Origin of the sequence: Brachybacterium endophyticum, from assembly GCF_003130585.1 — a bacterium.
GTDB lineage: Bacteria > Actinomycetota > Actinomycetes > Actinomycetales > Dermabacteraceae > Brachybacterium > Brachybacterium endophyticum.
Genome location: NZ_QFKX01000002.1, coordinates 199641 through 212776, shown reverse-complemented (window position 1 = coordinate 212776; position 13136 = coordinate 199641). Strand labels below are relative to the sequence as shown.

The window sequence follows — 13136 nt, the reverse complement described above, 5'->3', positions numbered from 1 at the left end:
CGGGTGCGATCGACGGGCGCTCCCAGTGGTGGCGCCGACGAAGGGTCCCGCCGACGCCTCCCGGCCCTTCCCTCCCGCGCCCCGCCGTGCGTAGAGTGGGCGCCGCACACTTTGTTTCAAGGAGGAAATATGTCGTTCACCCTGGGCATCGTGGGGATCGGGCAGTTCGGTACCCACTTCGCCGAGCTGTTCTCCGCCCACCCCGAGATCTCCGGTGTCTATGCCGTGGACTCCGTCCCCGAGCGCATCGACGCGATCGAGCAGCGCGAGGACTCCCCCGTCCGCTTCGCCGGGCGCTTCTCCTCCGTGGAGGAGCTGCTGGCCTCCGACGTCGACGCCGTCGCCATCTTCACCCAGCGGTGGACCCACGGCCGGATCGCGATCCAGGCCCTGCAAGCCGGCAAGCACGTCTACTCGGCGGTGCCGATGGCGATCGAGGAGGAGGAGATCCGGGAGATCACCCGCCTCGTCGAGCAGACGGGCCTGGTCTACATGATGGGCGAGACCAGTCAGTACAACGCGGCGGTGGTGCTGGCCCGCAGGATCCAGCGCTCCGGCGCCTTCGGCGAGGTCTTCTACGCCGAGGGCGACTACGTGCACGACATGGACCTGGGCTTCTACGACGCCTACAAGTACTCCGGCGGCGAGGACTGGAAGGCGACCGCCTCCTACCCACCCCTCCTCTACCCCACCCACTCGATCGGCGGGATCCTGGGCGTCCTCCCCCAGCGCCACGCGGTCTCGGTCTCGGCCATCGGCCGGCCCGACACCCGCGGCGACGGCGTGTTCGACAAGGACGTCTCGACGTTCGACAACGACGTCTCCAACGCCTTCGCCCTGTTCGAGATGGACAACGGCGGGGCCTTCCGCACCAATGAGCTGCGGCGGGTGGGCTACCCCTCCCACAAGCGCGAGTCGCGCTTCCGCTTCTTCGGCGAGACCTCGAGCTTCGAGGAGACGATCGACGTCACCTACTGGCACGACAAGAAGACGGTCCTCGAGGTCAGCGACCTGATCCGCACGCAGGGAACGATGAGCCTGGACGACCCGCGCCTGAAGGACGTCTCCCCCGCGCTGCGCGACGCCTTCGTGGCCGGCTCCGCCCGCTCCCACCACCAGCAGCGTCTGCCCGCCCAGTTCCAGGGCAAGCCCAACGGCCACGAAGGCGCCCACCACTTCCTGGTCGACGACTTCGCGCGCGCCGTCGGCGCCGGCGTGCAGCCCGTGGTCAACGCCTGGCAGGCCGCCCGGTACACGCTGCCCGGCGTGATCGCCCACCAGTCGATGCGCAGCAACGGCGCGCGCCTGGAGATCCGCGACCTCGGCAACTGCCCGCTGCCCGTGCAGGACCTGGACGCCGACCAGCCCGCCCTGGACCAGGCCGGACTCGAGGCGCTGCTCGCCGAGGCGTGACCAGCAGCGACCGGGAGGGGGTGGAGCGTGATCCCGCACGCTCCACCCCCTCCCGGCCTGCAGTCCGAGGAATTTCGCGTATAGGCTGGTGCGTAAATCGAGACCAACGGCGACGCCGCCCTCGCCGGACGCGTGCAGCGACCGCGGGCGCTCGCCCCGGGAACCTGAGGTGCGATGTCCACGAATCAGCCTTCCGCCCAGCCCCTGCGACTCGCCGTCATCGGCTCCGGTCCGGCCGGGGTCTATGCGGCCGAGACGTTGCTGCGCTCCACGCAGGTCAAGTCCGGTGAGCTCGAGGTCGAGTGCGACCTGTTCGACGCCCTGCCCACACCGTTCGGCCTGATCCGCTACGGCGTCGCCCCCGATCACCCGCGGATCAAGGGCATCATCACCGCCCTGCACCGGATCCTGGACCGCGGCGACATCCGCTTCCTGGGCGACGTCGAGTTCGGCACCGACCTCACCCTGGACGAGCTGCGCGAGCGCTACGACGCCGTCATCTTCGCCACCGGCGCCCTCAAGGACGCCGAGCTCGACATCCCGGGCATCGACCTCGAGGGCTCCTACGGCGCCGCCGACTTCGTGGCCTGGTACGACGGCAACCCGGACTACCCGCGCACCTGGCCCCTGGAGGCCGAGCAGGTCGCCATGATCGGCAACGGCAACGTCGCGCTCGATGCCGCCCGCATGCTGTCGAAGTCGGCCGACGAGCTGCTGCGCACCGAGATCCCCGAGAACGTGTACGAGGGCCTGACCGCCGCCCGCACGACCGACGTGCACGTCTTCGGGCGCCGCGGCCCCGCGCAGTCGAAGTTCACGCCGTTGGAGACCCGCGAGCTCGCACACCCCCGCGGGGTGCAGATCGTCATGGATCCGCGCGACTTCGAGGTCATCACCACCGAGGAGCGCGAGGCGATCCGCGCCGACCGCCGCCGCGAGCAGGTCTACGCGACCTTCGAGGGCTGGCTGCACGAGCAGCAGGAGCGCGAGGCCCGCGGCGAGGAGCCCACCGATTCCCAGGGCGGCCCCGTCGAGCGTCGCCTCCACCTGCACTTCTGGCACAAGCCCGTCGAGGTCCTCGGCGAGGACGGATCCGTGACGGGGATGCGCTTCGAGCGCACCCGCCTGGACGACGAGGGAGCCATGGAGGGCACCGGCGAGTTCCTCGACTACGACCTGCAGGCGGTCTACCGGGCGATCGGCTACTTCGGCTCCGAACTGCCCGACGTGCCCTACGACGAGACCCGCGGCGTCATCCACAACGAGGCCGGACGCGTCACCGAGGCCGAGGGCGAGCCCCTGCCGGGCATCTACGCCAACGGCTGGATCAAGCGCGGGCCCGTCGGCCTGATCGGGGCGACCAAGTCCGACGCCACCGAGACCGTCGCCAGCCTGCTCGAGGACCTCGCCGCCGGTTCCGTGCCCACGGCTCCCGACCGCGAGCAGGACTCGATCCTGCGCCTGCTCGAGGACAAGGGCGTGCAGTACACGACCTGGCAAGGGTGGACGGCCCTGGAGGAGCACGAGATCTCCCGGGGCGCCGCCGTCCAGGACAGCGAGGGCAACCCGCGTCCGCGCGTGAAGGTCGTCCCCCGCGAGGAGATGGTGCGGGTGGCCCGCGAGGCGCAGGCGCGCGAGCAGGATCCGGCCTCCGCCGACCACTGATCCTGTCGGCGATCCCGGCCCGGATCACACCGGCCCCTCGGCACAGGAGGGGCGCCTCCCCTATAGTGGAATCATCGTTTCACTATAGGAGGTTCCGTCATGCGTGCCGTCACCCATCAGCAGTTCGGTGAGCCCACCGACGTCCTGGAGCTCACCGAGATCCCCGATCCCGCGCCCGCCGCGGGCGAGGTTCTCGTGCGCATGGTGCTCAGCCCGATCCACAACCACGACCTGTGGACCGTGCGCGGCTCCTACGGCGTCAAGCCCGAGCTGCCGGCCCGCGCCGGCACCGAGGCCCTCGGCGTCGTCGAGCAGCTCGGCGAGGGCGTCACCCAGCCGGCCGTGGGCCAGCGCGTGGTCGCCACCTCGCAGCTGGGCGTGTGGGCCGAGCTCTTCACGGCTCCCGCCGACTCGCTGATCCCGGTGCCCGACGGACTGGACGACGAGACCGCGGCGCAGCTCGCCGCGATGCCCTTCAGCGCGCTCTCGCTGCTGCAGCAGCTGGACCTCGCCCCCGGCGAGACCCTCGTGCAGAACGCGGCGAACGGCGCCGTCGGCCGTCTGATCTCGCAGTTCGCCCGCGCCCGCGGCGTCAACGTGGTGGGCCTGGTGCGCCGCTCCTCGGGCGTCGACGAGCTCGCCGAGCAGGGCATCACCGGCGTGGTCGCGACCGACACCGAGGGCTGGGAGGAGCGCGCCCGCGCCCTGATCGGCGACGCCCCCGCGCGCGCCGGCATCGACTCCGTGGGCGGCGAGGCCGCCGGACAGGTGATGTCGCTGCTGGCCGACGGCGGGAAGCTGGTCGTCTTCGGGGCGATGGCCGCCCCGGTCATGGAGATCCCCTCGGGGCCGGTGATCTTCCGCGACCTTCACATCGAGGGCTTCTGGGGCGCGACGGTCTCGAAGGAGATGCCCACCGAGGAGCGCTCCGAGCTGTTCCGCGAGATCATCGGGCGCCTGCTCGAGGGCTCGGTGACGCTGCCGGTGGAGGCCACGTACCCGATCGCGGAGGCCCGCCAGGCAGCCGCCGCGAACCTCGAGGCCGGGCGCACGGGCAAGGTGCTGCTGCGTCCGTGAGCGATGTCCCCGCGACGTGTCGGGAATGCGTCGCGAAGGAGACGGGGCCCGTCGGGAGATCACTCCCGGCGGGCCCCGTCCGCATCTCGCGCCGCGACCTCAGTCGTCGGCGACGCTCACGTTCACGGGGATGTTCCCGCGGGTGGCGTTGGAGTACGGGCACACCTGGTGCGCCGCGTCGGCGAGGGACTGTGCGGTCTCGTGGTCGAGCTCGGGGATGACCACCTCGAGATCGACGGCGAGCGCGAAGCCGCCCTCGTCGTTGCTGCCGATGCTCACGCGGGCACCGACGCTCGATCCGTCGATGGACACCTTCTTCTGGCGGGCGACGACCTGCAGCGCCGAGTGGAAGCAGGCGGCGTAGCCCGCTGCGAACAGCTGCTCGGGGTTGGCGCCCTCGCCCGAGCCGCCCATGTCCTTGGGGACGGCCATGTCGAAGGCGAGATCGGACTGGGAGACCTCGACGTGGCCGTCGCGGCCGGCGCCGGTGGCCAGTGCCTCGGTGGAGTAGAGCGGCTTCATGATGGTTCCTTTCGATCGGTGCTGCGGATGGTCTGCGGGTCGACCGGGCGCGGCGCGCTCAGGACGTCGAGGTCCGCAGGGGCTCTCGGGCCGCGTCCAGCGCGCTGCGCGCGGCGGACGGATCGACGCGGGACATGACCAGGGCTGCCAGCAGAGCGGAGACGCCGGTTTCGGTGATCCGCTCGCGCTCGGCAGCCGGGGCCTCGGGGAAGCGGGCGGCGACGCCCGCCCCGAAGGCTCGCACGAGCTCGGCGCGGTAGGAGGTGATCACCTCGCGCACGGACTCCTCCCGAGCGATCCCGGCGCAGGCGGTGTTCACGAGCAGGCAGCCGTCGGGGAGGCTCTCGGAGCCTCCGGGCTCCCCGAGCAGATCGGCGGCGCGACCGAGGTAGTCCGCGAGAGCATGGGGCGAGGGATCGGTGGCGAGCAGCGGAGCGAGACCCGGACGCACGACCTCCTCGAGATAGTTCGCGATCGCGGCCTCGAACAGCCCTCGTTTGGAGCCGAAGGCGTGGTAGATGCTCGAGGCGTTCAGCCCCGTCGCCTGCTGGATCGCGCTCATCGAGGTGTTCTCGTACCCCTCGGCCCAGAACAGGGAGCGGGCCGAGCGCACGGCATCGGCCGTCGCGAAGGTGGCGGTGCGTCCCATCGTTCACTCCCTCTCCGGTCGAAGCACTGCTTTGCTCGGGTGCCCGCGACCGCGGACTTCCGGGCGTCCGCTCTTCGGCGACATGGCCAGTACGCCGTCCCCAGTCTATAGTGGAGCGAGCATTTCAGAAACCCCTCGGGAGGGACACATGCTGATCCTCGGACTCGTCCTGTCCACGGCGGCCGCTCTGCTGCACGGCTACATCTTCTGGCTCGAGTCGGTGGCCTGGGGCAGCGAACGCGCTCAGCGGATCTTCGGGCGGCAGACCCCGCAGGAGACCGCGGCGACCCGCCCTCTCGCCCTCAACCAGGGGTTCTACAACCTGTTCCTCGGAGTGCTCGCGCTGCTGGGCGTGCTGCTGAGCGCTGTCGGCGCGCACACCGCGGGCCTCACCCTGGCCTTCGCCGGTACGGGATCGATGCTCGGCGCGGCGCTCGTGCTGGGCATCAGCTCGCCGCCGCATCGTGGCGCGGCAGTTCGCCAAGGAGCACTGCCCCTCCTCGCGGTGATCGCGCTGGGGGTCGCGACGCTCTGAGGGCCGGCGCAGCTCCGCTCGACGCTGCCGTGCGCACGCACCCTCGGCGCACCGGGAGCTTCGACCCATCGCGAGCCCTGGCGCACTGCGAGCTCAGAACACCGGGCGCCCGCCGGTCACGCCGAGCACGGTGCCCGAGACGTAGGAGGCCTCGGCCGGACTCGCCAGGAACACGTAGGCCCCGGCGCACTCGGCGGGCTGACCGGCGCGCCCCAGCGGGGTGTTGCCCCCGAAGGCGGTGTAGTCGTCGGCCACGCGCGTCGCCACGTTCAGGGGCGTCCAGATCGGCCCGGGGGCGACAGCGTTCACGCGGATGCCTTTCGGGCCCAGGTCGGCCGCCAGGTTCACCGTGAGGTTGTTGATCGCCGACTTCGTGGAGGCATAGTCCATGAGCGGCACGGAGGGGTCGTAGGACTGGATCGAGGTCGTGTTGATGACCGAGGAGCCGGGGTGCAGGTGCGGCACCGCCTCCTGGGTGATCCAGAACATCACCTCGAGGTTGGTGGTCAAGGTGCGATGCAGACGATCGGAGTCGATGCCCTCGATCCCCTTCGGCTCGGCCCGACCCCACTGGAAGGCCGCGTTGTTCACGAGGATGTCGAGCCGGCCCAGCTCCTCGACGGTGCGGGTCACCAGCGAGCGGGCGTGGGACTCCTCGCGGATGTCGCCGGGCAGCAGCAGGGCGCGCTTACCGGCGTTCTCGATCCAGCGCTGCGTCTCCTCGGCGTCCTCCTGCTCGGCCTCCATGTAGGAGATCGCGACGTCGGCCCCCTCGCGGGCGAAGGCGATCGCGACCGCCCGGCCGATCCCGGAGTCACCACCGGTGATCAGGGCGGCGAACCCGTCGAGCCGGCCGTGACCCACGTAGCTCTCCTCGCCATGGTCCGGGACCGGGTCCATCGGGGCGGTGAGGCCGGGAGGGTCCTGGTCCTGGGCGGGGAATGACGGTTCGCCGCCCTTCGTGCCGAGCGCGCGGGCGCGGGCGGCCGGGGAGGTCGGGAAGTCCTGGTCGATCGGCTGGTTCATGATCCCTCTCCTTCGCGTGGAAGGCTTTCCACACTACGGGCAGGGACGCAGCGGAGCGACCCTCAGCGGCGGATGGAGACCAGATGGTCGGCGATGCGGTCCACGGCGTCGGCCAGCAGCCCCACCTCGGGCAGCGTCACCAGGCGGAAGTGGTCCGAGGTCGGGTAGTTGAACCCGGACCCCTGGGTGACCAGCAGCTTCTTCGAGCGCAGGAGGTCCATGGCGAACTGCTCGTCGCTCTCGATCCGGTACATCTCGGTGTCGATGCGCGGGAACATGTAGAGCGCGCCCTGCGCCTTGACCACGGAGACGCCGGGGATCTCGCTGAGCCCCTCATAGGCGACGTCGCGCTGATCGCGCAGGCGGCCGCCGGGCAGCAGCAGGTCGTCGATCGACTGGTAGCCGCCCAGCGCGGTGGCGACCACGTGCTGGGCCGGCACGTTGGGGCACAGCCGCATGTTGGAGAGCACGTCGAGGCCCTCGATGAAGCTCGCGGCGTCCTCCTTCGGCCCGTACAGCGCCATCCAGCCGGCGCGGAAGCCGGCCACCCGGTAGGCCTTCGAGAGGCCGTTGAAGGTGATGGTCAGCAGGTCGGGCGCGAGCGCGGCGACATGGGTGTGCTCGATGTCGTCGTAGAGGATCTTGTCGTAGATCTCGTCGGCCAGGATCATCAGGTCGTGCTTGCGGGCGACCTCGACGATCTCGCGCAGCACGTGCTCGGGGTAGACCGACCCCGTGGGGTTGTTGGGGTTGATGACGACGATCGCCTTGGTGCGCTCGGTGACCTTGTCGGCGAGGTCGCTGACGTCGGGCCACCAGTTCTGCTCCTCGTCGCAGCGGTAGTGCACGGCGCGCCCGCCCGCGAGCGAGACCGAGGCGGTCCACAGCGGGTAGTCGGGAGCGGGCACGAGCACCTCGTCGCCGTCGTCCACGAGCGCCTGGCAGGTCATCTGGATCAGCTCGCTGACCCCGTTGCCCAGGTAGATGTCGTCGAGCTCCATCCCGGGCACACCCCGGGTCTGGTAGTACTGCGCGACGGCGCGCCGGGCCGAGACGATGCCCTTGGAGTCCGAGTAGCCCTGGGCGGTGGGCAGGGTGCGGATCATGTCGACGAGGATCTCGTCGGGCGCCTCGAAGCCGAACGGGGCCGGGTTGCCGATGTTCAGCTTGATGATCTTGTGGCCCTCTGCCTCCATGCGCGCTGCCTCTGCGGGGATCGGTCCGCGGATCTCGTAGCAGACGTCGCGCAGCTTGGAGGACTGGGTGAGGATCATCGTTGGGCTCCTTGGGTCCGGACCCGGTGGACGGCCGCCGGGGGCGACCGCGGTCCCGCACGGCACGGGATTCGGGCCAGGGTATCGCCGGTGGTGGGGTGCTCTGCGAGCGCGTCTCGCGCGGCGCGGGCGCGGATGCCGCCACACCCCGTGGCCGCCGCGGTGCCGGACGTCGTGCACCGCCTGCCGGCACCCCTTGACGTCGGGACGCACTCCACTTAGTTTCGTCCCGTAAGTAATCGGGGGTCGATGGCGACACCGCAGGTCGACGGGAGCCGCCGGCCGGTGACTGCCCGAGCGCTGCCCATGAGAGGACGAAGATGTCTGCTGCATCCACGGCGGGATCCGTCGACGCCGGTCCCCGGCGTCCGGCAGGACGGCGGAAGAAGCGCGACGACACACGCCTGGCCCTGCTCTTCATCCTGCCGGCCGGGATCGGACTGCTCGTGTTCCTGGTCTGGCCGCTGCTGACGGGCCTGTACTTCTCGCTCACCGAGTACTCGATCCTCACCCCGCCCAAGTGGGTGGGGCTGGAGAACTACACGACGATGCTGAGCGACCCGGTGTTCTGGAAGTCGCTGCGCGTGACCGTGCTGTACGTGGCGATCAACATCGGGGTGCAGACGGTGCTCGCCCTGCTGATCGCCGTGCTCATGCAGCGCCTGACGCAGTCGACCTGGCTGCGCTCGCTCGTGCTCACCCCGTACCTGGTCTCCAACGTGGTCGCCGCGATCGTGTTCCTGTGGCTGCTCGACTCCCAGCTGGGCATCGTGAACCTGCTGCTGCAGGCGGTCGGCTTCGACCCGGTCAGCTTCTGGGCCTCCGAGACCTGGGTGATCCCGACGGTCGCGCTGGTGAACGTGTGGCGGCACATGGGCTACACCGCGCTGCTCCTGTTCGCGGGCCTGCAGTCGATCCCCGAGCAGCTCTACGAGGCCGCCCGCACCGAGGGCGCCGGCGAGATCCAGCTGTTCCGCCGGATCACCCTGCCGCTGCTGCGGCCGATCCTCGCGCTCGTGCTGATCATGACGGTCATCGGCAGCTTCCAGGTCTTCGACACGATCTCGGTGACCACGCAGGGCGGCCCGTCGGACGCCTCGAAGGTGCTGCAGATGTACATCTACGAGAACGCCTTCGGCCAGTACAACTTCGGGTACGCCTCGGCGCTCTCGGTCGCGCTGCTGGTGATCCTCATGATCATCACCTTCGCCCAGTACTTCCTGACCCGCGCCGGCCAGTCGGACCTGGACTGAGCGGACAGAGAGGACATCGCCATGACCACGACCTCCGCACCCGCCGCCGACGGTCCCCGCTCCACGCCCCTCTCCCCCGGCGCCTCGGCCGACGGCACCGGGATCTCCGCGGGCCCGCGCACGAACGGCGCGTCGGCCCACCGTTCACCCCGTTCCCGGCGATCCGGTCGCACCCGCCGACGACTCGGCCCGGGCCGCCTGCTCGCCTGGATCGTGATGATCGTGATCCTGGTGATCACGCTGTTCCCCTTCTACTGGATGCTGCGCACCGCGCTGTCCTCCAACACCGCTCTGGCGACCGACCCCACGAGCCTGCTGCCGGTGGGCTTCTCGCTGGGCGGCTTCGAGCGCGTGTTCGGCCTGCAGGACGTCGACACGGCGGTCGCCCAGGGCGGCTCGGGCGCATCGATCACCTTCTGGCGCTACCTGCTGAACACGGTGATCGTGGCGACCGCGATCACCGTGGTGCAGACCTTCAGCTGCGCGATGGCGGCCTACGCGTCCTCGCGGCTGCGCTGGAAGGGCCGGGAGACGGTGTTCCTGGTGTTCCTGGGCGCGATGATGATCCCGCAGATCTTCACGCTGCTGCCGAACTTCATCCTGATCAAGAACCTGCACCTGGTGGACACGCTGCTGGGGATCATGCTGCCCACGCTGTTCATCTCGCCGTTCGCGATCTTCTTCCTGCGCCAGTTCTTCAACAACATCTCGCGGGAGGTCGAGGAGGCCGCCCTGATCGACGGGGCCAGCAAGGTGCGGGTGTTCTTCACGCTGATCATCCCGATCAGCACCGCGCCGCTGGCGACGCTCGCGCTGCTGACCTACATGACCGCGTGGAACGAGTACTTCTGGTCGCTGATGGTCTCGTACACGGACTCCTCGCGGGTGCTCACCGTGGCGCTCGCGGTGTTCCGCGCCCAGTCCCCCAACACGGGCACCGACTGGGCGGGCCTGATGGCCGCGACGCTGGTCGCGGCGGCCCCCATGCTGATCCTCTTCGCCCTGTTCGCGAAGCGGATCGTGAACTCCATCGGCTTCAGCGGGATCAAGTGAGGGACGCAGAGATGACACGGACGACCCCTTCCTCCTCCGGTCGCGCCCTGACCCGTCGCAGCGTGCTGGGCGGGACGGCCGCGCTCGGTGCGGCCGCTGCGACGGGAGCCCTGACCGGCTGCGGTGGCAGCGCCGGCGCGAGCGGGACGACGCAGCTGGACTACTGGCTGTGGGACGCCAACCAGCTGCCCGGCTACTCCCAGGCGATCGACCTGTTCATGCAGCGCAACCCCGACATCGACGTGCGCATCACCCAGATGGGCTTCGACGACTACTGGACCAAGATCACCGCGAGCTTCGTCGCCGGCGCCGGGCCCGACGTCTTCACCGACCACCTGGGCCGCTACCCCGAGTTCCTCAAGCTCGACGTCATCGTGCCGCTCGACGACTTCGCCGAGATCGCCGAGATCCCCGACGACCAGTACCAGCCGGGCCTGCAGGAGCTGTGGACCGGTCAGGACGGCAAGCGCTACGGCCTGCCCAAGGACTACGACACGATCGCGATCATGTACGACGCGAAGGCCCTGGAGGAGGCGGGGCTCGCGCCGAAGGATCTCGAGGGCCTGGACTGGAACCCCGAGGACGGCGGAAGCTTCGAGGAGGTCCTGAGGCGCCTGGCCAAGGACACCAGCGGCACGCGCGGCGACGAGAAGGGCTTCGACCCCACGAGCATCGCCCGCTACGCGCTCGGGGCCGACGCCGGGATCGACTACACAGGGCAGTCCACGTGGTCGCCCTTCGCCTTCTCCACCGGTTGGACGTTCACCGACGAGAAGACCTGGGGCACCCGCTTCAACTACGACGACCCCGACTTCCAGGCGTCCCTGGACTGGTACTTCGGGCTCGTCGACAAGGGCCTGCTGCCGCCCTTCGGCATGTTCGGCGATTCCAGCCCCGCCCAGTCGCAGATCCAGGGCGGGAAGGCGGCGATCGCGCTCGCGGGCTCGTGGATGATCGGGACGTACGCGAACCTCGAGGGCGTGGACCTGGGCATCGCTCCCCTGCCCGCCGGCCCCGTCGGTCATCCCGTGTCGATGTTCAACGGGCTCGGCGACTCGATCTCCGCGCAGTCGGAGCACCAGCAGGAAGCAGCCCGGCTGGTCGCGTTCCTGGGCTCCGACGACGCCCAGGAGATCATCGGCAGGCGCGCCGTCGTCTTCCCCGCCTCGGATGCCGGCACCGCCGCGGCCAGCGAGGCCTACGAGTCCAAGGGTCTGGACGTCTCCCCCTACACCGATCGGGTGAAGAGGGGCGAGACGGGGCTGTACCCGCTGGTGGAGAACGCCGCCGAGATCATGGCGATCATGCAGCCCGCCTTCGACGACCTCTGGATGCGCAAGATCAAGGCGTCCGAGTTCACGGCCTACAACGACAAGGTCAACAAGCTCTTCGAGTGAGGGACGAGCGGGGCGGGCGGAGCGTGCAGGGCGAGCGAGGTCCTCGCGCCCCGCTCAACGCGGCACGTGCCCGCTGATGAAGCGGCGCAGGGCGATCACGGCGGCGCCGCGGGTCCAGTCGTCGAAGTCGGCGGGCAGGAAGCGCACGGCGACGTCCCTCTGCACCCGCGCGAGGTGGGAGCGCAGCGCGCTGTCGAACTCGTCGCCCACCGTCAGCAGGTCCACGGCTTCCCCACCCAGGATGAGGGCGTCGGGGTCCAGGACACCCACCAGCCCGGCGCCGGCCACGGCGACGGCGTGGGCGACGTCGGCCGCGACGGCGAGCGCGTCGGCATCCCCCTCGCGCGCGGCGCGCACCAGGGCGTCCAGCCCTTCCCCCTCGCCCAGCGCTCCGCGGGAGCGGGCCGCCTCCAGCACCCGGGCGGTGCTCGCGACCTCGCGCAGCAGCACACCGCGCCCGTCGCGGGTGATGGTGGGCAGGGTCCCGGTGAGCCCGGCGAGGTGGGTGCGCCCGCGGTGGACCTCGGCGTCCTCGACGCTGCCCAGGCCCACGCCCGCGCCGATGGTGATGACGGCGAAGGACCGGTGGCGACGCCCGATGCCGAACCAGGCGTGCCCCTCGAGCAGGGCGTGGAAGTCGTTGCTGACGCTGACGGGGAGCCCGAGGGCATCCTCGAGGTCGGCGCGGAGGGTGACGGGCTCGCTCCAGCCCAGCATGGCGGAGGAGGCGACGGTGCCCTCGTCGTCGACCTGCGCGCCGATGCCCACGCCCACCCCGGCGACCCGCGGATGCGCGGCGAGGAGGGGCGAGCACAGCTCGAGAGTCGTGGTCAGGACCGTGGAAGGGGCGGAGTCGGGCAGGGGCGCACTGAGCTCCTCGAGGGCTGTCCCGCGCACGGTGACCACCGCGGCGTAGACGCTCTGCGCGGTGATCTTCACGCCGATGAAGCGGGCGTGGTGCTCGTCGACGTCCAGCGGCTGCTGGGGTCGCCCCTTGGACTGCGGCTGCGGCGGCAGCTCCCGCAGCAGTCCGGTCTCCAGCATCTCGCGGGTGAGGCGGGTGAGCGTCGGCCCCGAGAGACCGAGCAGGCGCGCGAGGTCGGTGCGGGCGTGGGGCCCGTAGCGGACCAGGTGCTCGTAGACGTCACCGGCCGTCGCGGAGCAGGGCGCCGCCGGCAGCTCACGGCGCACCGACGGCTCGCCCGACGCGCGATCCGGCGAGGTCTCCGTGGTCACCGGGCTCGACCCCTTCGCGCTGTCCATGGCCTCAGG

General features: G+C 70.5%; 12 protein-coding genes. 7 read left to right on the top strand and 5 right to left on the bottom strand.

Features of this window, described 5'->3' with window-relative positions:
• Positions 1-129 precede the first annotated feature (129 nt).
• The 3 genes from DEO23_RS05365 (at position 130) to DEO23_RS05355 (ending at position 4155) form a co-directional block, all read left to right on the top strand.
• Positions 130-1413 carry a Gfo/Idh/MocA family protein gene (locus DEO23_RS05365; protein WP_109274996.1) on the top strand — a complete coding sequence of 428 codons (1284 nt, stop codon included), beginning with the start codon at positions 130-132 and terminating at the stop codon, positions 1411-1413.
• A gap of 174 nt (positions 1414-1587) precedes the next feature.
• Positions 1588-3078 (top strand): FAD-dependent oxidoreductase, encoded by a 1491-nt coding sequence (locus DEO23_RS05360; protein WP_109274995.1) that lies wholly within the window; start codon positions 1588-1590, stop codon positions 3076-3078.
• Between the two features lie 99 nt (positions 3079-3177).
• Positions 3178-4155: a zinc-binding dehydrogenase gene (locus DEO23_RS05355; RefSeq protein ID WP_109274994.1), complete on the top strand. Its 978-nt coding sequence runs from the start codon at positions 3178-3180 to the stop codon at positions 4153-4155.
• A gap of 99 nt (positions 4156-4254) precedes the next feature.
• Here DEO23_RS05355 and DEO23_RS05350 read toward each other — a convergent pair whose 3' ends face one another.
• Positions 4255-4677, bottom strand: coding sequence for an organic hydroperoxide resistance protein (locus DEO23_RS05350; protein WP_109274993.1), 423 nt, complete (start codon positions 4675-4677; stop codon positions 4255-4257).
• Between the two features lie 58 nt (positions 4678-4735).
• Entirely contained in the window at positions 4736-5326 is a 591-nt protein-coding gene (locus DEO23_RS05345; protein ID WP_109274992.1) for a TetR/AcrR family transcriptional regulator, read from the bottom strand.
• Positions 5327-5474: 148 nt separating this feature from the next.
• On the opposite strand from DEO23_RS05345, the gene DEO23_RS05340 reads away from it, so the two are divergent.
• Positions 5475-5861, top strand: a complete 387-nt coding sequence (locus DEO23_RS05340; RefSeq protein WP_109274991.1) for a DUF1304 domain-containing protein — start codon at positions 5475-5477, stop codon at positions 5859-5861.
• A gap of 93 nt (positions 5862-5954) precedes the next feature.
• Here DEO23_RS05340 and DEO23_RS05335 read toward each other — a convergent pair whose 3' ends face one another.
• Entirely contained in the window at positions 5955-6887 is a 933-nt protein-coding gene (locus DEO23_RS05335; RefSeq protein ID WP_109274990.1) for an SDR family oxidoreductase, read from the bottom strand.
• 62 nt (positions 6888-6949) lie between these two features.
• Complete coding sequence (locus DEO23_RS05330; RefSeq protein WP_109274989.1) at positions 6950-8161, bottom strand: pyridoxal phosphate-dependent aminotransferase; 1212 nt, start codon at positions 8159-8161, stop codon at positions 6950-6952.
• A 320-nt stretch (positions 8162-8481) separates the two neighbouring features.
• On the opposite strand from DEO23_RS05330, the gene DEO23_RS05325 reads away from it, so the two are divergent.
• Genes DEO23_RS05325 through DEO23_RS05315 form a run of 3 tightly spaced genes read left to right on the top strand, consistent with a single transcriptional unit; the run spans position 8482 to position 11864 of the window.
• Complete coding sequence (locus DEO23_RS05325) at positions 8482-9414, top strand: carbohydrate ABC transporter permease (RefSeq protein WP_109274988.1); 933 nt, start codon at positions 8482-8484, stop codon at positions 9412-9414.
• Between the two features lie 21 nt (positions 9415-9435).
• Positions 9436-10467 (top strand): carbohydrate ABC transporter permease, encoded by a 1032-nt coding sequence (locus DEO23_RS05320; RefSeq protein ID WP_240613229.1) that lies wholly within the window; start codon positions 9436-9438, stop codon positions 10465-10467.
• Between the two features lie 11 nt (positions 10468-10478).
• Positions 10479-11864, top strand: a complete 1386-nt coding sequence (locus DEO23_RS05315) for an ABC transporter substrate-binding protein (RefSeq protein ID WP_109274987.1) — start codon at positions 10479-10481, stop codon at positions 11862-11864.
• A gap of 54 nt (positions 11865-11918) precedes the next feature.
• Here the strand turns inward: DEO23_RS05315 and DEO23_RS05310 are convergent, their stop codons facing one another.
• Entirely contained in the window at positions 11919-13127 is a 1209-nt protein-coding gene (locus DEO23_RS05310; protein ID WP_109274986.1) for an ROK family protein, read from the bottom strand.
• Positions 13128-13136: the final 9 nt, after the last annotated feature.